20 protein-coding genes are annotated in these 21355 nt (G+C 72.1%); 18 read left to right on the forward strand and 2 right to left on the reverse strand.

Features of this window, described 5'->3' with window-relative positions; translation table 11 throughout:
• The first annotated feature begins 123 nt into the window (after window positions 1–123).
• From ACN27F_RS00400 to ACN27F_RS00420, 5 genes are read left to right on the forward strand one after another with little or no spacing between them, the layout of a single operon-like run.
• Complete coding sequence (locus ACN27F_RS00400) at window positions 124–3792, forward strand: amino acid adenylation domain-containing protein (RefSeq protein ID WP_421430537.1); 3669 nt, start codon at window positions 124–126, stop codon at window positions 3790–3792.
• Window positions 3793–3846: 54 nt separating this feature from the next.
• The gene (locus ACN27F_RS00405) at window positions 3847–4830 is read left to right on the forward strand and encodes an aldo/keto reductase (protein WP_421430538.1); all 984 of its coding nucleotides are present in this window, start codon (window positions 3847–3849) and stop codon (window positions 4828–4830) included.
• On the forward strand, window positions 4827–5621 hold the full coding sequence (locus ACN27F_RS00410) for a hypothetical protein (protein WP_421430539.1): 795 nt from the start codon (window positions 4827–4829) through the stop codon (window positions 5619–5621). Before ACN27F_RS00405 ends, ACN27F_RS00410 begins: the two co-directional genes overlap by 4 nt.
• A gap of 16 nt (window positions 5622–5637) precedes the next feature.
• Window positions 5638–6501: a family 3 encapsulin nanocompartment shell protein gene (locus ACN27F_RS00415; RefSeq protein WP_421430540.1), complete on the forward strand. Its 864-nt coding sequence runs from the start codon at window positions 5638–5640 to the stop codon at window positions 6499–6501.
• Window positions 6501–7709, forward strand: coding sequence for an MFS transporter (locus tag ACN27F_RS00420; RefSeq protein WP_421430541.1), 1209 nt, complete (start codon window positions 6501–6503; stop codon window positions 7707–7709). The genes ACN27F_RS00415 and ACN27F_RS00420 overlap by 1 nt, the downstream gene beginning before the upstream one ends.
• A 59-nt stretch (window positions 7710–7768) precedes the next feature.
• Here ACN27F_RS00420 and ACN27F_RS00425 read toward each other — a convergent pair whose 3' ends face one another.
• A complete protein-coding gene (locus ACN27F_RS00425) occupies window positions 7769–8890 on the reverse strand; it encodes an NAD(P)/FAD-dependent oxidoreductase (protein WP_421430542.1) in 1122 nt (373 codons plus the stop codon).
• A gap of 46 nt (window positions 8891–8936) precedes the next feature.
• Between ACN27F_RS00425 and ACN27F_RS00430 the strand changes: the two genes are divergently transcribed.
• Window positions 8937–10142, forward strand: a complete 1206-nt coding sequence (locus tag ACN27F_RS00430; protein ID WP_421430543.1) for a hypothetical protein — start codon at window positions 8937–8939, stop codon at window positions 10140–10142.
• Window positions 10143–11067: 925 nt separating this feature from the next.
• Here the strand turns inward: ACN27F_RS00430 and ACN27F_RS00435 are convergent.
• Window positions 11068–12027: a helix-turn-helix domain-containing protein gene (locus ACN27F_RS00435; protein WP_421430544.1), complete on the reverse strand. Its 960-nt coding sequence runs from the start codon at window positions 12025–12027 to the stop codon at window positions 11068–11070.
• Window positions 12028–12267: 240 nt separating this feature from the next.
• Here ACN27F_RS00435 and ACN27F_RS00440 point away from each other — a divergent pair, with 240 nt between their 5' ends.
• The 12 genes from ACN27F_RS00440 to ACN27F_RS00495 all read left to right on the forward strand — a co-directional run bounded on the left by ACN27F_RS00440 (window position 12268) and on the right by ACN27F_RS00495 (window position 21332).
• Window positions 12268–13077, forward strand: coding sequence for an AfsR/SARP family transcriptional regulator (locus ACN27F_RS00440; protein WP_421430545.1), 810 nt, complete (start codon window positions 12268–12270; stop codon window positions 13075–13077).
• A gap of 108 nt (window positions 13078–13185) precedes the next feature.
• Window positions 13186–13365, forward strand: coding sequence for a hypothetical protein (locus tag ACN27F_RS00445; protein ID WP_421430546.1), 180 nt, complete (start codon window positions 13186–13188; stop codon window positions 13363–13365).
• A 90-nt stretch (window positions 13366–13455) separates the two neighbouring features.
• A complete protein-coding gene (locus ACN27F_RS00450) occupies window positions 13456–14307 on the forward strand; it encodes a phosphotransferase family protein (RefSeq protein WP_421430547.1) in 852 nt (283 codons plus the stop codon).
• Window positions 14291–15211 carry a T3SS effector HopA1 family protein gene (locus tag ACN27F_RS00455; protein WP_421430548.1) on the forward strand — a complete coding sequence of 307 codons (921 nt, stop codon included), beginning with the start codon at window positions 14291–14293 and terminating at the stop codon, window positions 15209–15211. Before ACN27F_RS00450 ends, ACN27F_RS00455 begins: the two co-directional genes overlap by 17 nt.
• Window positions 15201–15818 (forward strand): flavoprotein, encoded by a 618-nt coding sequence (locus ACN27F_RS00460; RefSeq protein WP_421430549.1) that lies wholly within the window; start codon window positions 15201–15203, stop codon window positions 15816–15818. Before ACN27F_RS00455 ends, ACN27F_RS00460 begins: the two co-directional genes overlap by 11 nt.
• A 33-nt stretch (window positions 15819–15851) precedes the next feature.
• Complete coding sequence (locus ACN27F_RS00465) at window positions 15852–16499, forward strand: GNAT family N-acetyltransferase (RefSeq protein ID WP_421430550.1); 648 nt, start codon at window positions 15852–15854, stop codon at window positions 16497–16499.
• Window positions 16496–16960 (forward strand): nuclear transport factor 2 family protein, encoded by a 465-nt coding sequence (locus tag ACN27F_RS00470; RefSeq protein ID WP_421430551.1) that lies wholly within the window; start codon window positions 16496–16498, stop codon window positions 16958–16960. The genes ACN27F_RS00465 and ACN27F_RS00470 overlap by 4 nt, the downstream gene beginning before the upstream one ends.
• Window positions 16961–16999: 39 nt before the next feature.
• A complete protein-coding gene (locus tag ACN27F_RS00475; protein ID WP_421430552.1) occupies window positions 17000–17824 on the forward strand; it encodes a class I SAM-dependent methyltransferase in 825 nt (274 codons plus the stop codon).
• Window positions 17821–18402: a DUF6624 domain-containing protein gene (locus ACN27F_RS00480; RefSeq protein WP_421430553.1), complete on the forward strand. Its 582-nt coding sequence runs from the start codon at window positions 17821–17823 to the stop codon at window positions 18400–18402. Before ACN27F_RS00475 ends, ACN27F_RS00480 begins: the two co-directional genes overlap by 4 nt.
• The gene (locus tag ACN27F_RS00485) at window positions 18399–19781 is read left to right on the forward strand and encodes a YcaO-like family protein (protein ID WP_421430554.1); all 1383 of its coding nucleotides are present in this window, start codon (window positions 18399–18401) and stop codon (window positions 19779–19781) included. Before ACN27F_RS00480 ends, ACN27F_RS00485 begins: the two co-directional genes overlap by 4 nt.
• Window positions 19778–20521 carry a TfuA-like protein gene (locus tag ACN27F_RS00490; protein ID WP_421430555.1) on the forward strand — a complete coding sequence of 248 codons (744 nt, stop codon included), beginning with the start codon at window positions 19778–19780 and terminating at the stop codon, window positions 20519–20521. Before ACN27F_RS00485 ends, ACN27F_RS00490 begins: the two co-directional genes overlap by 4 nt.
• Complete coding sequence (locus ACN27F_RS00495) at window positions 20481–21332, forward strand: metallophosphoesterase family protein (protein ID WP_421430556.1); 852 nt, start codon at window positions 20481–20483, stop codon at window positions 21330–21332. The genes ACN27F_RS00490 and ACN27F_RS00495 overlap by 41 nt, the downstream gene beginning before the upstream one ends.
• Window positions 21333–21355: the final 23 nt, after the last annotated feature.

The following is a 21355-nucleotide window of genomic DNA, read 5'->3' on the forward strand; positions in this document are numbered from 1 at the left end:
TCACCCAAAGTTAGATATTTGCAGTAGTGATTGGGTGGCCTAGTCTCCTGGTAACGACCTGACCGCGCTCCGTTGTGGAGTGGGACTGATCGGCACCTGTGTTGCCGTGAGGAGACCACGGGGATGACGTCCGAAGTTGTCCGGCCCGACCCTTTCCCGGCGTCCGCCGCGGCGCAGGCCGGGCATCCGCCGAGGACCGCGACGTACCGGACAGGGTGGCCGCCCGCCGCGGCGTCCGGTGGTGGACCCGGGCGGGTAGCGGCCCTGGCCGCCCTGGCCGCCGCCGAGACGGCCGCGCGACTGGGCCGGTCCATTCCGGTACGCAGCATTGCCGCGACGGTCGCCGTGGACCTGGTCACCGGGCAGGCGGACCTGCGCGAACTCGCCACCGACCGGGCCTGCGCCCGGCTGTCCGGTGACTGTCGACCCGTCGGCCGGTTGCGACAGCTCGACGACGCGCTGGTGGTACGAACCGGTTCGGCCGCCACCGGTGCGGCGCGGCCTGCCCCGGTACACCTCGACTGGGCCGCCACCGAGGCCGGGTTGACCGTGGCCGTCCAGTGCGGACCCGACGATCCGTGGCGGTCCTGCCTGCCCGCGGTCGCCGAACTCTATGCCGAGGTGCTGCGGGAGCTGGTTGGTGACCCGGGGCTGTCCAGCAGCCGGCCGGCGGGGATCGGCGCGGACTCACGCCAGCTCCTGCTCACCCGGTACGCCGGAACCCGCCGGGACGGCGGCCCGTTCCGGGCGATTCCGCACCTGGTCGAGGACATGGTCGATCGCTTCCCCACGCGCGTCGCGGTGACCTGTCCGGACCGCTCACTGAGCTACCGCCAGCTCGACCGCTACGCCAACGGGTTGGCCGCGCGCCTGGCCGCCGCCGGAGTGCGGGCCGGCGACCTGGTCCCGGTGCTGCTGGCCGACGGCCCGGAACTGCCCGTGACGTATCTCGCCCTGCTCAAACTCGGTGCCGCGTTCGTGCCGGTCGATCCGCGGTGGCCGGCCGCCCGCCGGCAGGCGGTCTGCGACCTGCTGGACACCGTACCGGTCCTCGCCGGCGCACCGGGACAGGCGGTCCCGGCCCACGCCGGGCGGGTGATCGTCGTACGGCTTGCCGGCGTCGTGCCGTCGGCCCGTCGCCCGGCGGTGCGGATCGCCCCGGATGACGCCATCTACGGCGTTTTCACCTCCGGCACCACCGGCCCGCCCCGCTGCGCGGTGAACCGGCACGCCGGGCTGGCCAACCGGTTCCAGTTCATGACCCGCTTCTTCCAGGCGACCGGCGACGAGGTCGTGCTGCAGAACAGCCGACACACCTTCGACTCGGCTGTCTGGCAACTGTTCTGGCCGCTGACCACCGGCGGCCGGACGGTGCTGCCGCCGGCGGGTGAGTTCCTGGACCTGACCGGCACGGTCGCCCTGATCGCGGCCGAGCGGGTGACGATGACCGACTTCGTACCGAGCGTGCTCAACGCACTGGTGCCGATGATCGAACGGGATCCGCTGCTCGCCGCCCGGCTCGCCACCCTGCGGCAGCTCATCGTCGGCGGCGAGGAAATCAACCCGGCGATGATCCGCCGGCTGCGCGACGTGCTGCCGGCGGTGGAGGTCACCAACGGGTACGGACCCACGGAGACCTCGATCGGGATGGTCTTTCACCGGGTGGCCGACGCCGACGGCGAGGTGATCCCGCTCGGCCGGCCGATCGACAACTGCTACGCGATCGTGGTCGACGACCGGATGCGCCCGCTGCCGCCGGGAGCCGTCGGGGAGATCGTCATCGGTGGGAGCTGTGTCGGCGCCGGCTACTTCGGCGCGCCACGGCGGACCGCCGTGGCGTTCGTGCCCAACCCGTTCCGGGAGATCCCCGGCCGGCGACTGTATCGCAGCGGCGACCTCGGTCGCTTCGACGAGCGGGGCACGCTGCACTTCGCCGGCCGGCGCGATTTCCAAGTCAAGATCAATGGTGTCCGGGTGGAGTTGGGCGAGGTGACCAGCGCCGCCCAGCGGGCACCCGGCGTCCGCCAGGCGGTGGCCATCCTCGCCGGGCCGCCGGGCAACGGCGAGCTCGCGCTGTTCGTCGTCGGTCCAAACGGCGGTGGGCAGCCGGATCTTGAGCACGGGCTGCGCGGGTGGCTCGCCGAGCAGCTGCCGCGTACCAGCCGGCCGCGGCACATCGTGGTCCTGCCTGCGCTTCCGTTGACCAGCCACGGCAAGGTCGACCGTCGCCGGCTCGCGCTGATCCTCCACGACCGGCTCGCCTCGGCCGCCCGGACCGCTCCCGCCGCCACGGCCGCCGACCTGCGTGACCTGGTGCTGGCGCAGTTCCGGACCGTGCTCGGCCAGCCCGACCTGCCGGCAGCGGCCGACTTCGTGTCGGCCGGGGGTGATTCCCTGCAGGCGCTTTCTGTCGTCGAGGCACTGGCCCGGGCGACCGGGCGGCCGGTCGACGTCGCCCGGCTGTTCGCCCACCCGAGCGCCGAGGCGCTCGCCGTCGACCTCGGTGCGGACCTCACCCGGGTGACCGAGTCCGTCGAGGAGCCGGAGACCGCCCTGGTCCGACGCGACGCCGCGGTGGTTCCACCGGTTCCCGCGCGGGCCGCCGGCACTGCGGCGCACGTCGATCCGACCCGGCCGGTGCGGGTCGTCCTGCTCACCGGAGCGACCGGGTTTCTCGGCAGCCAGCTGGCGTACGAGTTGCTCAGCGGCACCGGTCTGCAGGTCTGGTGCGGCGTCCGGGCGGCCAGCGACGCCGCCGCCACCCAACGCGTCCACCAGGCCCTGCGGGAGCGGGGCCGGTGGCGGCCGGAGTTCGCGGTGCGCTGCCGTGGGTTCGCGATGGACCTCGCCCGCCCGGGCCTCGGCCTCGACCCGGTCGCCCAGGGGCAGTTGGCCGGCGAGGTCGACCTGATCCTGCACAACGGGGCCATGGTCAATTTCCTGTTCGACTACCGGGCACACCGGCCGGCGAACGTCACCGGCACGGCCGCCCTGGTCGAGCTCGCGCTGCGGGACCGGCCGAAACCGGTGCACTACGTGTCGACCCTCGGCGTGCTGCAGACCGTGGCCGCCCGTAGCGGCGTGCCGGTCTCGGAGGAACATCCACTGACCCCGGACACCCTGCCGGTCAGCGGCTACAGCCGGTCCAAGTGGGTGGCCGAACGCTACCTCGCCACCGCTCGGCGGCTAGGCGCGGTGGTCACCGTCCTGCGTCTCGGTGAGCTGATGCCGGCCGCCGACAGCGGACACCCGCACCGCCGGGCACTGACCCACCTGTTGCTCACCGCGTTCCACCGGCTCGGCGTCCGTCCGGACGTGGTGGTCCGGTCGGACTACACCCCGGTCGACTACGCCGCCCGGCGGGTGGTCGCGAGCGTGTCCGACCCCGCCTGCTGGGGCCGTACCATGCACGTCTTCCACCCGCAGAGCGTCTGCCTGGCCGATGTGCTCTCCGCGGCCGGACAGCCGATCCCGCGTGTCGGCTGTGTCGAATTCCTGGCCCGGATCGACGCGGCCGCCGACGGTGATCGCGATTTGGCGCTGCTGCGGCGCATGCTGCCGATCGGCGGGAACGGGGTGTCCCGGTACGACGAACCGGGACTGGCCCGGCTGTTCAGCACGCTGCTGACCGACAACCCCCGGTTGTTCGGCAAGGAGACCTGCCGGCAGTTCGAAGCCCGTTGGGGCCTGGCCGACCGGCCGCTACGGGAGCCGGCCGCGGCGTACCGGACCTGGCTGGGCCGTCACCTGCGACCGGCGGTGACCCGGCCGGTGCCGGCCAACGTGGCATGACCACCACGACGTACGAGGTCAGGACGGCAACCGCGACAGGAAGGAACGACCCCGATGAGACACCGCCGGATGGGTCGGCTCGGCTGGCAGGTCAGCGAGATCGGGTACGGCATGTGGGGCATCGGCGGCGGGCCGGGCGGATTCACCGGCTGGGACTACGACACCGCGCCCGGCTGCCTCGACCTGGCCGTCGAACTCGGCTGCACCTTCTTCGACACCGCGTGGGTGTACGGGCGCGGGATCAGCGAGCAGATGCTCGGTGCGCTGCTGCGCCGCCACCCGGACCGCCGCCTGTACGTGGCGACCAAGATCCCGCCGAAGAACCGGGCCTGGCCACCGGCACCGACCGACACGCTGACCGATGTCTTCCCGGCCGACCACATCCGCGAGTACACCCGCCGCAGCCTGGACAATCTCGGAGTCGAGCGGATCGACCTGCTGCAGTTGCACGTGTGGGAGGACCGCTGGGCGAAGGAGACGCAGTGGCAGGAGACGATCGGCGGGCTCAAGCAGGAAGGTGTGGTGGACGCCGTAGGGATCAGCGTCAACAGGTGGGAGCCGACCAACTGCGTCGCCGCGCTGGACAGCGGTCTGATCGACGTCATCCAGGTCATCTACAACATCTTCGACCAGGCACCGGAGGACGAGCTGTTCCCGCGCGCCCAGCGCGACGACATCGCCATCATCGCCCGGGTCCCGTTCGACGAGGGTTCGCTGACCGGTACGGTCACGGCGGACAGTACCTGGCCGGCCGAGGACTGGCGCAGCACCTACTTCGGTCCGGAGAACCTGCCACCGACCGTGGCGCGTACCGAGGCGCTGGCGGCCGAGGTACCGGACGGGATGACCATGCCGGAGCTGGCGCTGCGGTTCATCCTTGACCATCCGGCGGTCAGCACCGTCATTCCCGGCATGCGCACGACCACGAACGTGCGGGCGAATCTTTCGGTCAGCGACGGTGTACCGCTGGACCCGGCGCTGCGGTCGCGGTTGCGTCGCCACCGGTGGGACCGCACCCCGACCTGGTGGTCCCAGTGACCGCCGTCCCGGCGGAGGATCGGTCGAGGCAGGTCACGGCGGGCCCGAGGCCGGCCACCGGAGAACGCGGCGGGCCGGTGATCGTGCTGTGGGCGCATCCCCGTGCGGTGTCCACCGCCTTTCTGCGGATGATGATCGCCCGCGGTGACGTGACGGTGGTACACGAACCGATGGTGACGCTCACCGATCTGGGACAGGTGACGGTGCCCGACGGCGCGGGCGCGACGACGACCGTCACCACGGCCGGCGAGTTGTACGAGAACCTGGCGACCCTGGCCCGGCGGCGTCCGGTGTTCGTCAAGGACACCGTCGAGTACCGGTACCGGCATCTGTTCGACCATCCCCGCGAGGCGGCCCGGCTGCGACACACCTTCATCGTCCGCCACCCGGCCCGCACGATCAGTTCACACTACGCGATGAATCCCAATGTGACCTGTCCGGAGATCGGCTACGAGCACCAGTGGGAGTTGTTCGACCTGGCTCGGCGAGTCACCGGCCAGGTGCCGACGGTGGTGTCGGCCGAGGAACTGGTCCGCGACCCACAGCGGGTCGTCGCCAGCTACTGCGCCGCGGTCGGGCTGCGTTACCTGCCGCAGGCGCTGCGCTGGTCCGCGCAGGATCGGACCGAGTGGGCCCGTACCCGCCGCTGGCACACCGACGTCATCGACAGCACCGGCTTCGCCGAGGTGCCGCGCAGCTATCCGGTCACCGTGGACAACGACCCGCTGCTGCGGTCGTACTTCGAATACCACTACCCGTTCTACCAGCGACTCGCCGAGCACTTCAGTTGATGGGAGGCACCGCCGCATGACCCTGGCCGCCGATTCCGCTCAGGCCGCGCCCACCAGCACGATGTCGCCGGGCGAACTGTTCGCCGCCGCGTACCTGGCCGACCCGCTGCATGCCGAGGTGCGCTTCGACTACACCATCACCGAGGCCTTCCAACCGACCGCGCAGCGGCCCAGGGTCACCGTACGCAACCTGCTGCGCAGCCAGCGGGTGACCGTCGAGACGGTACGCATCTGGTCGGAGTCGCGCGGCGAGCACCCGGACCGGGTGCACGAGTCCGGCCTGCGGCGCGAGGCCGCGTTCCGGTTCGGCACCACCCAGGCCCAGGTCGTACCGATCCGCGCCTGGGTCCAGGTGCCGGATGGACTCGCCGACGACCCGACGGCGCTGGCGGTCTTCATCGACCACCGGCTGCTGGTTCGCCTGGCCACCGCCGAAAACCAGGAACTGACCATCGGCGAGCACGGTCTGCTGCGGCACCGGCAGATCGCGCGGCTCGACTACCGTGGCGACTTCCTGACCGGTCTGCTCACCGCCTGCGACGAGATCGAACAGACCGGGGCCACCGCGCACGGGATGATCGTCAACCCGCGGGACTTCTACTTCCACCTGGCCGGTCGGGGTGTGCTCGCAGATCTGAACGCCAACGGGGTACGCATCAGCCGTACCCGGATGGTGCCGCCCGGCACTGCCCTGGTCGGCGATTTCGCGATGGGTGCCCGGCTGCTCGACGCCGGCCGTTCGTCGATCAGGGTGGCCGAGCCGCCACCGGGTACCTTCGCCACCGAGGGGCCGGCGGTCTGCGCCGAGGTTCATGAGGGACTGGCGGTCCACCTGCCGACCCACTTCTTCCTGGTCGTTCCGGCCGGTCAGGAGACGTGATGGGACGCATGCGCGAGACGGCGAGTTTCTACCGGCCGCTGGCGCCGCTGTTCGGCGCGATCTTCTGCTGCATGCTGGGAGTCGGTGCGTCGCTGGCGGTGTTGCCGTTCCTCGTCCGTGACGACCTCGGTGCCGACACGGTGACGGTGGGCGTGGTGATCGGTGCCATCGCCGTGGCCGCGGTGCTGACCCGCCCGGTGGCCGGCCGGCTGGCCGATCGGCACGGTTACCGCCGGGTGATGCTCGTCGGCGCGGTGACCAGCGCGTTGGCGGGCGCGGTGTACCTGCTCGGGGAGTCGTCGGTACCGCTGCTGATGACGGCCAGGATCCTGCACGGGGTGGGGGAGGGGGCGGTGTACACCGCGGGCGCGGCCTGGCTGGTGTCGCTGTGTCCGCCGCAGCGTCGCGGTCGGGTCGTCGGCCTGTACGGGATTCACATGTGGCTCGGCATCACCATCGGCGCGCTGCTGGGCACGGTGGCGTTGCGGGTCGGCGGCTATCCGACGGTCTGGCTGTTCTGTGTGGTGGGATCCCTGCTCGGGATGGCCCTGGTGGCGGTGCCACCGGCGCCGGCACGGGTCGCCGCGACCAGCCGGGCGGCGCTGTTTCCGACCAGCGCGTTGACGCCGGGCATAGCACTGGCGCTGGCCGGCCTCGGGTACGCGGCGCTGGCCGCCTTCGTCGGTCTGCACATGGCCGAGCGTGGGGTGGCCAACGGTATCGCCGCCTTCAACGCCTTCGGGTTCACCTACATCGGCGTCCGGCTGGTGCTCGGCAACGTGCCGGACCGGCTCGGTGCCCGCCGCGTGGCGATCTGGTCGGCCGGAGTCGAAGCGGTCGGGTTGCTGCTGGTGGCGATCGCGCCGAACCTGGCCGTCGCGATCGTCGGTGGACTGGTGACCGGGGCCGGACTGTCCCTGCTCTTCCCGTCGCTCGCCCTGCTGGTGATCAACCGGACCGAACCGGCGAACCAGGGCGCCGCGCTGGGCATGTTCACCTCGTTCTGGGACGTCGGACTGGTGGTGGGTGGTCCGCTCGCCGGGTTGGTGGCCGGGCTGGCCGGCTACCCGGCGGCCTTCGTCGTGACGCTCGGGTGCGCGCTCGCCGCCGGGCTGCTGGCCGCGGCCGGGATCCGGTCCACGCCCCGGGCCACCCCGCAGCCCGTCACCGGGTCGACCCCGGCGAGCGCCTGCGCCGACCCGGGCTGAGCCACGCCGTCGAGGACTGCGGCTCAGCCGTGGCGTCAAGGACGGGCTCAGCCGTGGCGTCAAGGACGTCGGTGCAGCCGGGCGGGTGCGACCGCGTCGGCGAGCACCGTCAGGTCGTCGTCGAGTCGCCCGCCGGTGAGCAGCGTCGAGAGGAGCCGCCCGAGCGCCGGTGCCGCCTGTACGCCGTACCCGCCGAGACCGGCCAGCCAGGCGAACCCGGGCAGCAACGGATCCGGACCGACGACCGGTGTGTCGTCCGCCGTCGTGGTCCGGTGTCCGGCCCAGGCGCGACGCACCCGCCGGATCGCCATGGTGGTCATCGCCTCGACAGCGGCGATGCCGCGGGCGACGTCGAGGTCGTCCGGCCGGGCGTCACCGGGCGGATCCTCGGTGGCGTCGACCGGGGAAATCAGGAGACCACCGGACTCCGGCTTGGCGTAGAACGTCTCCGGCACGTCGTTGATCAGCGGCCAGTCGGCGGCGTGTGCCGAGGGCGGGAGATCCACCACGCAGGCGGTGCGGCGCAGCGGCCGGCAGCCGGCGGGTGCCGCCCCAGCGGCGGCGGCCACCTCGTCCGCCCAGGCGCCGGCCGCGTTGACCACGACCGGCGTGTGATAGGAGCCGGCACAGGTGGCAACCTGCCAGCCGTGGCCGACACGGCGTACGACCTCGGCGCGGGAGCCGCGCAGTATCTGGCCGCCAGCGGCACGCACCACCCGCAGCAGGCCACTGTGCAGGGCATCGACGTCGATGTCCCACGCGTCCGGCTTGAGCATGGCCCGTTGGTAGGCGCCGGGACGGATCACCGGACAGCAGGCCGCGACCTCGTCCGGAGCGATCTCGCGCGCGGGCAGGTTCGCGGCTCGCGCGTCGGCCAGCGCCGCGTCGAATCGCGGCTCGGCACCGGCCGCGCACAACGTGAGGACGCCGCGCGGGGTCAACAGCGGGTGATCAGCGAAGCCAGCCGGTGGATCGACGAAGAACCGCCGGCTGGCCCGGGTCAGTGCCCGTACCACGTGGTTGCCGAAGTAGGGCGAGTAGAGCGCGGCGGAGCGCCCGGTCGAGTGCACGCCGGGTTGTCCGGCCATTTCCAGCAGCAGGACCCTGCCGTGTGCGGCCAGGTGGGCGCCGGCGACGGCGCCGGCGATACCGGCGCCGACGATGACGAAATCAGCGTGCATGAGCCAGCCTACCCGGCGGTGGATCAGCTCCGATTACAATGGACACATGGCTCAGTCTCCGACCGCGGTGCGGCCGTGGCCGGTCGCGGTCCTGGCGGGCGCGCTGCTCGCTGCCGGATGCCAGTCGGCGCCGGCCGACGATCCGGTGCAGCCGCAGCGGGCCAGCTGGCAGTCCGTTTCGATTCCGGGCCGGGCCGACGGCGCGGCCCGGCCGGCGGTCCGCGACCTCACCTGGTGCGCCGGGCACTGGTACGCGGTCGGTGCCGACATCAGCGCGGCCGGCGAGACCAGCCCGGCCGCCTGGCACAGCCGCGACGGCGTCGACTGGCAGCGGATCGCTACCGCGCCGCGGTCGCACTACGGGCGGCTGAACATCCTCGACGCCGCTGCCTGCCGTGACGGCCGACTGGCCGCCGTCGGCGCGATGGCCGGTGGGGCGCACGGCAACCCCCGGACCAGCAGTTGGTGGCAGCGACCGGACGGCACCCTGGCCGAGGTGGCGGCCGGATTCGAACTGTACGGCGGCCCGGCCGCGGTCAGCGTGGGGCGGATCGCGGCCGGGCCGGCGGGTTGGCTCATCGTCGGCAACCGGATCAGCGGCGCGGCAGTGTGGATCTCCACCGATGCCGCCGGATTCGAAATCATCGAGGCCGAGCCTGCCCTGGCCAGCGACGAGCAGGGCAGGACCTGGGCGTACGACGCGGTCGCCGACGCCGACGCCGACGGCTGGCTGGCGGCCGGCACCCTGACCCGACCTGGGCGCATCGACCGCGACCCCGTGCTGTGGCGATCGTCGGACGGGCGTACCTGGCGGCGGATTCCGCTCGCGGCCGGACCGGACAACGAGGAGACTCAGCGACTGGCGTTGGCCGGTTCGGTGCCGATCGCCGTCGGCGTACGCGGCGACGTCTTCGGCGCGTGGCGCGGCGACGACGTCGGCCGTGGCGGCCGCGACGACGCGGACCACTGGCCGGCGACCGGCACGTTCGGCAGCACCGTGGGCACCGGCGTACCGCTGGTGCGTTCGCTGGCCGCCAGCGGCGACCTGGTCGTCGCGGTGACCACGACCGGGGCCGAACACCAGCTGTGGTGTTCGACGGACATGACCCGATCGTGGCGGCGGCTCGCGGCACCCGCCAGCCTGCCGGCCGGTGCCGACCGGGCGGCCGTCGTCGCTGCCGGCGACGGACAGGTGCTGCTGCTCGCCGATGACGGGACCGGCGTCCGGGGCTGGCGTTGGGTCGCGGAATGACCTGACTTGGGTCATGTGGTGCGTACGATGATCGGTGCGGCGTTTCCGCTGAAGGAGCACCTTCGCACTGGATAGCGGCGCGTCGGCTTGACGGATACTTCACGGCAGGTCGCCGCGCCGAGATCGGAAGGTGATCGTGGCCCGGGTCGGGGTTCACCATGCCGTCGCCGTGCTCGGCTGCCGGCTTACCCGTTGCCTGCCGCCGCTGAGCCCGTTGTGTCCGGCTGGACGGCGGCTGACCGTCGGTGGATGAGCCGGCGTAATCACGCACGGTCACGAATGTGATGTCACCTCCTGCTCATTTCGGGCACTGCGTCGTGCTGCCTCCGTCCAGCCATCGTCATGTCCGCGGCGAGTGGAGCCAGACTGACGTCATCCCTGGCTTTTGAGGTGTGCCAGAGTCCAGTCGCGATGGAGATCCCGTGGTTACCCGGGCCGGCTCCAACTCCCTGGTCACCGTGAGTGACCCGACTGGGGTCATGTGGTGCGTACGACGATCGGTGCGGCTTTTCCGCTGGTGGCAGCGGTGCCGCCCGTTGAGCGCCCCGGCTGGAGGAGCGCCTTCGCACGGGATGGTGGCGTGTCGGCGTGGGCGGATACCTGGCATCCGCCGGCGTGGGTCCTGGTGGGCACGTCGTGGTCGGCGACCTTGCGGCTCTTCCGGTAGGCTTGATCATCCACATCGGATGCTCGCGTCTCTTCCGGGGCGTAGGGAAGTCGCCAAGATGGAACATCGTGCCGAGGTCAGGGTGTCGGTTAGTGCGCAGATTTCGACACGGTCGCGAGCAACACGGCAGGTCACAGCGCCGAGATCAGAAAATGATCTTCAACGTGACCCAACTCGGGGCGACGGGCAGGTGCTGCTGCTCGCCGATGACGGGACCGGCGTCCGGGGCTGGCGTTGGGTCGCGGGGTGACCGTCGGTTCAGCCGGCCTCCCGTACCCGGCCACGCAGGCAGGCGGTCTGGGTGGCCACGGCGTCCGGGTCCTCCGGCATCTCGATGCGCACCTCGGCCCGTACGCAGTCTTTTGCGCTGTGTAACAGATTGCCGAAGATCCCGGTGCCCGCGAAATCCGCGCGGAAGCTCGCCGTCGCGCCGTCCGTCGGCCGGTGCACGTCGACGTGCACCGGCGTGCCGAACGGGATCCGCTCCGCGGTGTAGGGCAGAAAACGTGGCCAACTGACACCGCAGCGCGGCGAGTAGCGCAGCTCTATCCGGCCGAGGGCCTGCCGCTGCAGGTTGACCTCGACGGCGTCGACGGTCTGTACGTCCGGATCCTCGGCGCACCCGCTGTCCTTCGGGTCGGCGCCGTCGGCGATGGCGCTCATCGGCGACGGGCCCGGGAACGCGTCCGGGAGGTCCGGTGACCGGGTGTCGGTCACGGCGTGTACCGTGCCGGCCAGCGCGGCCAGCCCGGTCGCCGCGGCGGTGGCGATCCAGGACAGGGTCCGTCCGCGTCGCCTACGGGTCGACCCGCTGCGCCGTGGCCGGGCGATATCGGCGTCCGACGCGACGACGTCGACGGCCGGGGCGCTGTCGTGGGCGGTGGTCCGCCCGCCGGTCGGGTGGGCCGGGGTCGTAACCAGCTCGTCGGTGCCGGCGACCGCCGCCGCCACCCGCTCCCAGCGGCTGCGCCACGCGTCGAGGTCCCCGTCGCAGCCGGAGACGAACGCGGCCACCGTCTCCCACGTCGGGAACCGCCGTCCGCCGGCGGCTTCCGACAGGGCGGTCTGTGACCGGCCGGTACGGCGGGCGAGTGCGGCGTACTTCGGCCGGCCGGCGGCCTCGCGGAGCGCCCGGAGCTCGGCTGCGAACGCCTGCACCGGACCCGCGTCACCGTTGATCTGCCGTTCTGGTCGCCCCAACGTGGACTCCTTCAGCACCTGATTGATTATCCATGTTGATTCTTGCCCTGGTTGCGGTGCCGGACAACTCCGGTCCTCGGTAGAACGGGCACAGATGCAGGACCGCGAGCACATTTCCTGCGCTGGCGAGAAAGGAATTGCCATGGAAGTCGCGAGAGCCTCATGGCCGACTTATGGTCCTTTGTCAAGCTCACGTGGTGCGGCACCGTGCCCAGGCTCCAATGCGAATCGTCCGGTCCGGGGACCTGAGGGGGTGGCATGAGAGTCGACGTTCTTGGTTGGGTTTCCATCCAATCGGACGAGGGCGTACGAATCGCTCTCGCCGGTGAGAAGACCCGGTTGCTGCTCGCTCTGTTGGCCTGCCGGGCGAACCAGAAAACCTGCGTCGACATGGTCGTGGACGCGCTATGGGGTGCCCGGCCGCCTAAATCGAGTACAGCAAATATCCAGACCTATATATGGCGGATCCGACGGGCGCTCGGCGCCGCCGAACCAGGTGCGGACAACCGGTTGTCCTACCAGTCCGGCGGATACGGTCTCTGCCTCGCCCCCGGGGAAAGCGACATCCAGGAGATCCAGGCCCTCACCTCGGCCCCGCACCCGCATGGCGGGCGGGCCGACCCGGATCTCGCCGCCGAGTCCCTGCGTCGGGCCTACGCCCTGTGGCGCGGTCGGCCCTTTTCCGCCGACGCGGCCGGCCGTTCGCACGTCGTCGCCGGCGAGCTGTACCGGTGCGAGGAGCTCTACCTGCAAGTCTGCGAGGCGTACGCGGTCAGCGCCCTGGCCGCCGGAGCGCCCGGCGCGGTGCTGCCGGTGATGCGCCGTCTGATCGCCGAGTTCCCGATCCGGGAGCGCCTCTACGCCATGGCGATCCGCAGCCTCACCGCGATCGGGGACGGCGGTGCCGCCCTCGGTCTGTACCACCAGGCCCGTACCGTGCTCGGCCAGGAACTCGGCGCCGAACCCGGTGGCGAACTGCGTGCGCTGCACCGCAGCCTGCTGCGCGGGGAGCCGCTGCCGTCCGGTGCCGACGCGGGCGCGGCGGCCGACACGGCCGCAGCCGTGTAGTCGACGCGTAGCCGCCGCCGAGCCGCTGCGTAGCCGGCATGCAGAGCGCACCGACACCCTGAGACACGCCGGGACACCCGGCGTGAATCCCGCGAGGAGGGAGAGGCGATGCAGACGACCGTGGACAACACCGCCCAGGACGTGGCGGTCGAGATCGACGACGAGGTGCTGGCGTCACTGCTCGGTGACGACGAGTCGGTCGGCCAGCTGATCGAGGAGCAGGCGGACACCTCGATGCTGCCGTCGGCGGCCTCGGTGATCGTGCTCAGCATCGTGGTGAAGTGCTAAGCCAGACCACTGACCAGCCGGGCGGCCGTCACTGACGGCCGCCCGGCCCGGCCGGCCGACAGCCGGCCGACGTCACCAGCAGGAGGGGACGTGACCATCTCGGCGGAGTTGATCGCCGTCCGGCAGGCCGCGGCAGGCCCGGCCGCCGCTCTCGCGCCGCCCGTCGCCGGACAGCACGGTTCGCGGCCGCGGTTGCGCCGGATTCCCGGCCCTCGCCTCGACGACCGGGTCCTTACCGCCGGCCCGACGTCGAACGCGGCGTCGCGCACCGCCGGCGCGCTGCTGCGCCGCGCCGGCGCCCTGCTGGCCGCCCTGCATCAGCGCCGGTGCCCGGTCCCGACGTCGGCCGCCGGCCTCGGCTATCCATGGTCGTCGGTGCAGATCCAGACCTGGCTGGGACTGTCGTCCGGGCAACGACGACTCGCCGCCCAGTTCGCCGCCGACCCGCAGTTGTGCCATCGCGCGCAGCGGTTGGCCGACGGGCTGGCCGAGGGCCGGCACTGGCTGCACGGTGACGCACGGGCGGACAACATCTGCGTGACGTCCGACGGCCTGCCGTTGCTGATCGACTGGGAGTTCACCGGCACCGGCCGGCCCGAACGTGACCTTGGCACCCTCACCGCCAGCCTGATCGCGATCGCGGTGACCTCGACCTGCGTCACCAACGGCGACCCGGCGGCGGCCCGGGCCGAGTTGCGAAGCGGCATCGCCTGGGCCCGCCGACTGGTCAGCGCCGTCACCGGTGGCTACCGCCAGGACCAGCCGATCGACCTCGACCCGGCGCTGCTCGCCGGCGCCGCCGGACTCGCCCTGATCACCACCGCATGGGCCCGCTGTGCGCAGTTGTCGCTCGACCGCCGGAACCAGGCGTTGGTCCTGATCGGCACCGGGCTGGTGGACCACCCCGAACGCTGGAGACTGTTCGATGACGACGGTTGTTGACCTGACCACGGCAGCCCTGTCCCGGCTGCATCACCGGGCCGACCTGGTGCTCGGCGGCGTCGACGAGCCACGACCGGACGCGATCGACCCGTTGGCCCGGCAGATGTTCCTGACCGCGCACTGCGGGGTCGACGACGAGGGATACGCCGATCGGGCCGACGTCGACGCACTGGTCGACCGCTGCCGCGCCGAGCTGGGCGACCTGGCCGAACCGATCACGGGGTGGCGGCCGTTGGAGCGCCTGACGAGTGATCCGGACGCAGCGGTACCGATGCTGGCACCCGACGGGGTACGCGTCCTGGTGCCGGCCAGCTCGGCCACACCGGGGGCAACCGTCGGTACCGGCTGGACGGTCGCCACGCCGCTGCTGGCGACGCCGACCGACGGTCGCTGGCTGTACTGGTTTTCCGGCCAGCAGCACCCCGTGTACCAGTCCCGGCTCTACCTTCACCTGCCGGCGTCGACCGCGGTCGACGACTGGCTGCGGTTGATCCGCGAACTGGCCCGGTCCGGCCTTACCTGTCAAACCAAGATCAGCACCAGGCTCGCCAGCCGGCCACGGCTGGACGGAGTCGTCGTCTACCTCGTGGATCACGCCGCCACCCGCCGCGCCGTCGAGGTGGTCACCGAGCTGATCCCGGTGACCCGGCGGGGCACCGAGACCGCCGGATTCGCGCTGCCGCTCGCGCCGGGCGTCGCCCTGGCCGCCCGACCGGTCGCCGAACACCTGCGCGGGCTGCTCAGCGGCGCTGCCGACTTCGACCTGAGCTGGGGGTTCTGGTGGGCCCGGCGGCTGGCGGAGATCGCCGGGCACACCGACCGGGCCAGCCGGCTCGATCACGAGATCGGCCTGCTGGCCGACGCCTGGGTGCGTACCGAGCGGTGGTGGCGTCATGGCCGTTGACCGCAGCGCCGCCACCGAGTTGCCCGCTGACCTGCCGGTCCGGCGGATTCTGGTGATCGGCACCGGCGCGATCGGCGTGGCGTTCCTGCCCGCACTGGTGAGCACCCTCGTCTGGCAGTACCAGGCGCAGGTCCGGGTGGTGCTGACCCGGGCCGCGACCGACCTGGTCTCCGCGCAGAGTCTGGCCGCGATCAGTCGTCACCCGGTCGAGGGACCGGACTGGCTGGCTGACCCGTCGCCCGGACCCGCCCACGTACGGCTCGCCGACTGGGCCGAGCTGGTTCTGGCCTGGCCGGCCACGCTCTCCTTCTGTGCCCGGTGCGCGTACGGCATGACCAGCGACCTGGCCAGCGCGACGCTGGTCGCGGCCGACGCGCCGGTACTGGTCGCTCCCTCACTGGCCCGGTCGGTGGCCGGCGGCCCCACGTACCGCCGGATCCGCGCCCTGCTGACCGAAGCCGGGGTCACCGTGGTGGGGCCGACCACCGGGCGCGCGGTGGCCGACGACGTGGCCGGCCCCGGTGCCTGTGTCAGCGTCGCCGAATTGCTGCGCGCCACCGCGACCGTCACGGCGACCGCCATGGGCCGACCGGTGGCCTCCGAATGACCATGTCCCGCCCACCCGCACGGAAGGACGCCGATGAACCAGCGATTCACCGTACGCCCGAGTGACCTGACCGCCCGCGACCTGCCGCAGGTCGACCGGCAGGTGCTCGACGAACTGGTCGGACCCGCCCGGATGGCCACCATGGCACAGGCGGGGATGGCGATGGGCAACCCCGACGCGATGCCGATCGACGCTCTCATCGGCGCCGTCGAGGCCGGCATCTGCCGATCCTGGATCATGTACGCGCAGGACCCGCTGGCGCCCGGTCAGGACCAGGCGGTGGCGTTCATCATGTACGCGCCGTTCAGCATCCCCGGCGTGTGGGCTGGCGAGGTCATCCGTACCGGGGCAGCGCCACACCTGCGCGGGGTCGGCTTCGCGGCGATGGCCTACGCCCTCGACCTGATCTTCGCCGACCCGGCCGCCCGCCGGGTGATCGGGTTCGTGTCGGTACGCAACGAGGCGTCGGTGGCGATGGTCGACCGACTCGGCTACCACCGGGAAGGGCTGGCGCGGCGACTGATGTCCGTGCCTGATCCACAGGCCCCCGGCGGTGTCGCCGACGAGGTGGACGCCTGGCTCTACCGGATGCACCGCGACGACTGGGCGGGCGCGGCCACCCTCGAAGCCCGCGACTGGCCGGGCGCCGGCCTGGTCGCCGCGTCCCGAGGGCACGGATGACCGACACCGGCGCGGTCGCCACGTCCGCAGCGGGGACCACCCGCCTGCGGGCCTTCGTACAGACGGTCTGGTGCGGCGGGAACCTGGCCGAGCTGCCGCGCTTCGTCCATCCGGATGTCGTGGTCCGGGCCGGAACCGACGGGCCGTGCATCCGCGGCCTGCCGGCGATGGCCGGCGCGATCCGGCAGGCCCGGGAGCCGTTCGACCACTACGAGATGAGCCTTGTCGAGGCAGTGGAGCAGGGGTCGGTGGTCGCCACCAGGTGGACGGTACGCGCCCGGCTGCGCGATCCCGGGCTGCTGGGCGAGCACCTGCGGGCGCTCGCCGGCGAACTGACCGATCTGTTGTGGCTCGGCTTCGGCGGGATGAGTTTCACCACCTTCCGGGACGGGCTGATCGTGCAGGAACAGACCGAGAGCAACCCCGCGACCGCCCGGGCGCAGCTCGGACTGCCCGGCTGACCCGCAGCCCGCCGCGCGTGCACAGGCAGGAGACGACTGATGAGTGGATCGACCTTCTTCGGGCCGTTCAGCGTGCTGGCCCGGTTGCCGGACCTGCGGGTGGAGATGGAGCTGCCGTTCCAGGGGTTCTCCGGGGCGGTGTACCACCGCATCGTGGAACGCGGCGGTGGGGACGAATCCTGGTATCTGCGGCAGGTGCCGGCGGCCGGGCGGATGCTCGACCTGTGCTGTGGCGCCGGTCGGCATCTGCGGGCCTTTGCCCAGGCGGGCTGGTCCGCGACCGGGGTGGAGCTGGCGGGTAGCGCCCTCGACCGGGCGTACCAGCTGCGGGCCGCGCTGCCCGCGGCCACCGCGGCCCGGATCCGCCTGCACCGCGCCGACGCCCGGCACGCCAGTCTCGGGGAGCTTGTCGACTGTGTTCTGATCGGCGGGCTTTCGTTCGGGTTGTTCGGTCGTTCCGACCGGCAGGCGCTGCTGCGCACCGCCCGCTCCCACCTGCGTCCCGGTGGGGTCCTGCTGCTGGACTTCTCACCACGTCAGGAACAGGTCGACGACCAGCAGGACGTCGTCGGTGTCCCGCTACGGGGTGCGGCCGGCACCGGCTTCGCGTGGATCGGCTGGCGGCGCAGCGACCAGGCGGGAGTGCAGCACACCAACATCTACGGCGAGTTGGTCCGGCCACCCGCGCCGACCCGGCGGTACCTGTCCACCGTCACGATGGAACTGATCGACGAGGTCGAGTTGACCACCGATCTGGACGGATCCGGCTTTCGGATCGCGGACCGGTCCGACCGGACCATCGCCGCGGGCGCCGAGACCATGGCCATGCCGGTGCACATGCTGGCGTGCGAGGCGCTGCGATGACCGGGCCGGCCGTCCACCGGCCTGCCGCCGGTCGGCCCGCCAGCGGACCGTCCGGCCCGGCACTCGCTGCCGAACTCCTCGCCCGCGCGGCGCGCGACCAGCAGGTCCGCGGCCGCCTCGACAAGAGCCCACCGGACTACCAGCGCTGGCGCGAGGTGGACGCCGACAACCTCGCCTGGCTCAAGCGCCACGTCGCCGACCACGGGTGGCCCGGGCCGGCCCGGGTGGGCGAGCTGGCGGCCAGCGCGGCCTGGCTGCTGGTGCAGCACGCCGACCACGACTGGCAGTTCCAGCGGGACTGCCTGCGGCTGCTGCGCGACGGCATGGCGCGCCAGGCGGTTCCGGTCTGGCAGGTGGTCTTCCTCGCCGACCGGGTCTTCGCCAGCGCGGGCGCTGCCCAGCCGTTCGGCACGCAACGCGAGACGGCGGCTCCCGGGCCGGCGGGTTCCGGGCCGGCGGGTTCCGGGCCGGCGGGTTCCGGGCCGCGACACGGCGCGCGGGCGGACCGGCAACCCTGGTGGGATCAGGCGACGCCGGCGCTCACGGCCCTGCGCGCGGCGCTGGCGGACCGGTCATGAGGCTGCGCAGCACAGTCGCCAAAGCCGATCCGGGCGGTGTCCACCGGGAGACGTCGGCGATGGACACGTACCGGCGTATCGAGCCGCATCTGCGTCGGATCGGCCTGACCCGGATCGCGGACATCACCGGCCTCGACCGGATCGGCATTCCCGTGTTCAACGCGATCTGCCCTCGGGCCAACGACACCGTTTCGGTGTACAGCGGCAAGGGGACCAGCCCCACCGACGCTCGGACCTCGGCGGTGATGGAGGCGGTGGAGCGCTTCTGCGCCGGTCTGCCGCTGCGACCCGAGGCGGTGGACAGCTACACCGACCTGCGTCGGCAGGGCCGCCCTGCGGTGCCGCCGGCGGAGTTTCTCATCGAACGTTCGCCCGGCTACCACGACGGGCAGGTGATCTCCTGGGTGTCCGGGTACGACCTGGTCGCCGACGCTGCGGTGCTGGTGCCCGCGCACGCCTTGGCCTACGGTGCCGCCGGGTTCCACGAGCCCGGCTGCTTCGCCTACACCACGACCAACGGCCTGGCCGCGGGCAACAGCCTGGAGGAGGCGATCTGCCACGCGCTGACCGAGGTGATCGAGCGTGACGCGTACACCCTGGCCGAGGTGGTGGACCGGCAGTTGCCGGTGGTGCTGCGACGCCGGCTCGGTGCCGAGGCCGGCCGGCGGATAGCGGCCAGGCTGCCCGGACGTCCGCCGCTCGACCCGGGCAGCCTGCCCGCCGCCGCGACCGATCTGGTCGAGCGGTTCACCGCAGCGGGCGTCGCCATCCACCTGACCGACATCACGTCCGACCTGGGCATCCCGACGTTCCGGGCGATCAGCGTGGAGGATCTCGGGTCGCGGACCTCGGCCGGGCACCATGGCGTCGGCACCCATCCGGACGCACAGGTCGCGCTGGTGCGGGCGCTGACCGAGTGCGCCCAGTCGCGTGCCGTGGACATTCAGGCCATGCGTGAAGACATCCACCAGCCGGGCGCCGACGTTCCGGACACCCTGCTGCACGTGCGCCGGGCCACCCCACGGGAACTGGCCGACCACCTTCCGCCACCGGGCGGCGAGCCACGCCGGTTCGACGAGATCCGTTCGTATCGGCACGACGACCTGATGGCGGACATCGGGTTGCTGCTCGAACGGCTGTGCCGGGCGGGCTGTCGCCAGGTCGTCGCGGTCGACGTGAGCGCGCCCGACCTGCCCGCGACCGTGGTGCGGGTGCTGGTCCCCGGCGCGGAGTCGTGGGGCATCGACCGGGGCCGGCTCGGCCGGCGGGCGGCGCGGGCCTGGCGTACCGCCCTCGCGGGGATCACCGGGCAGCCCGGCGACGTCGCCCCGACCGCGGCTGTCGTGCTGGTCGAGCCGGCCGTGGAGGCACTGCGGTGACCGGGCGGCAGGCACCCGGGCAGGCCGTCGTCTTCGCCGGTCCCAGTGTCGACCGGGCCACCCGGCGGATCCTGCCCGCGCAGTACCGCCCACCGGTGGTACGCGGGGACATCGACGAGCTGCTACGTCGGCCGGTGCGGCCCCGGATGATCGGGGTGATCGACGGGAAGTTCCTGCAAAGCATGGCGATCTCTCCGAAGGAGATACTGCGGGCGCTGGACGTCGGCGTCGCCGTCTACGGGTCGTCCAGTATGGGGGCACTGCGGGCGGTCGAGTGCGAACCGTGGGGGATGATCGGAGTCGGCCGAGTCTTCGCGGCCTACCGTACCGGCACGGTCGACGCCGACGACGAGGTGGCCATGGTCTACGACGATGACGACCGGCCGCTGTCCGAACCGCTGATCAACCTGCGGCTGGCGCTGGCCGACGGGATCGCCGCCGGCGAGGTCGAGCCGGACCACGCGCGGGCCTTCCTGGACGCCGGTCGGCGGCTGTACTTCCCGCACCGTAGCGTCCGGGCGATCCTGCGGATGCTGCGCGAGGATCTGGCCGACACCGACGTGGCCCGGCTGGCCGACTACCTGACCTGCCGAGGCGCCGACGCCAAGCGCGAGGACGCCCGGGAGTTGCTGTTTCGGATGCGTGCGGATCTGTCCGGCGGGCTACCGCGGCGGGCGGTGGTGACGCATGATCGGACAGGTGGCGGACCGGACCCAGCCCACCTTGTGGGCGATCAGTGACCTGCACATCGCGTACCCGCAGAACCGGCAGATCGTGGCCGACCTGGCGGCTCCGTCCCCTGACGACTGGCTGATCGTGGCCGGCGACGTGGCGGAGACCGTCGTCGACATCCTGTGGGCGCTCGGCACGCTGCGCGAGCGGTTCGCCGCGGTGATCTGGGTGCCGGGCAACCATGAACTGTGGACCACCGCGAACGACCCAATCCAGTTGCGCGGCGAGTCGCGCTACACCTACCTGGTCGAGCGGTGCCGGTCACTCGACGTGCGAACGCCGGAGGACCCCTACCTGGTGTGGTCCGGTGCCGGCGGCCCGGCGACCGTCGTACCGTTGTTCACCCTGTACGACTACAGCTTCCTGCCGCCGGGCACCGGCAACAAGACCGAAGGCATGGCGTACGCGCAGCAGACCGGGATCATCTGCACCGATGAGATGATGCTGCACCCGGACCCGTATCAGAGCCGGGAACAGTGGTGCTGGCAACGGTTGGCCTACACCGAGCAGCGGCTCGCCGCCACCGAGCCGCAGCTGCCGACCGTTCTGATCAACCACTATCCGCTGGTCCGCACCCCGATGGACGTGTTGCGCTATCCGGAGTTCGCGATGTGGTGCGGCACCACCCGGACGGCCGACTGGCACCTGAGACACCGGGCCGCGGTGATGGTCTACGGGCACCTGCACATTCCGCGTACGACGTACTACGACGGGGTGCGCTTCGAGGAGGTCTCGGTCGGCTACCCACGCGAGTGGCAGCGCCGCCCGGCACCGCCTGGCCAGCTGCGGCGCGTCCTGCCCGCACCGGCACGGCCCTGATCGGGGCCGGACCGGTGCCGGGC

The organism is Solwaraspora sp. WMMB335 (assembly GCF_049179075.1).
GTDB lineage: Bacteria > Actinomycetota > Actinomycetes > Mycobacteriales > Micromonosporaceae > Micromonospora_E.

Coding starts and splice junctions, on each gene's coding strand:
- ACN27F_RS00445 (WP_421430546.1), top strand. CDS start 13,186: ATGCAGACGACCGTGGACAACACCGCCCAGGACGTGGCGGTCGAGATC.
- ACN27F_RS00480 (WP_421430553.1), top strand. CDS start 17,821: ATGACCGGGCCGGCCGTCCACCGGCCTGCCGCCGGTCGGCCCGCCAGC.
- ACN27F_RS00415 (WP_421430540.1), top strand. CDS start 5,638: ATGACCCTGGCCGCCGATTCCGCTCAGGCCGCGCCCACCAGCACGATG.
- ACN27F_RS00420 (WP_421430541.1), top strand. CDS start 6,501: ATGGGACGCATGCGCGAGACGGCGAGTTTCTACCGGCCGCTGGCGCCG.
- ACN27F_RS00485 (WP_421430554.1), top strand. CDS start 18,399: ATGAGGCTGCGCAGCACAGTCGCCAAAGCCGATCCGGGCGGTGTCCAC.
- ACN27F_RS00430 (WP_421430543.1), top strand. CDS start 8,937: ATGGCTCAGTCTCCGACCGCGGTGCGGCCGTGGCCGGTCGCGGTCCTG.
- ACN27F_RS00455 (WP_421430548.1), top strand. CDS start 14,291: ATGACGACGGTTGTTGACCTGACCACGGCAGCCCTGTCCCGGCTGCAT.
- ACN27F_RS00470 (WP_421430551.1), top strand. CDS start 16,496: ATGACCGACACCGGCGCGGTCGCCACGTCCGCAGCGGGGACCACCCGC.
- ACN27F_RS00400 (WP_421430537.1), top strand. CDS start 124: ATGACGTCCGAAGTTGTCCGGCCCGACCCTTTCCCGGCGTCCGCCGCG.
- ACN27F_RS00440 (WP_421430545.1), top strand. CDS start 12,268: ATGAGAGTCGACGTTCTTGGTTGGGTTTCCATCCAATCGGACGAGGGC.
- ACN27F_RS00425 (WP_421430542.1), bottom strand. CDS start 8,890: ATGCACGCTGATTTCGTCATCGTCGGCGCCGGTATCGCCGGCGCCGTC.
- ACN27F_RS00475 (WP_421430552.1), top strand. CDS start 17,000: ATGAGTGGATCGACCTTCTTCGGGCCGTTCAGCGTGCTGGCCCGGTTG.
- ACN27F_RS00465 (WP_421430550.1), top strand. CDS start 15,852: ATGAACCAGCGATTCACCGTACGCCCGAGTGACCTGACCGCCCGCGAC.
- ACN27F_RS00405 (WP_421430538.1), top strand. CDS start 3,847: ATGAGACACCGCCGGATGGGTCGGCTCGGCTGGCAGGTCAGCGAGATC.
- ACN27F_RS00460 (WP_421430549.1), top strand. CDS start 15,201: ATGGCCGTTGACCGCAGCGCCGCCACCGAGTTGCCCGCTGACCTGCCG.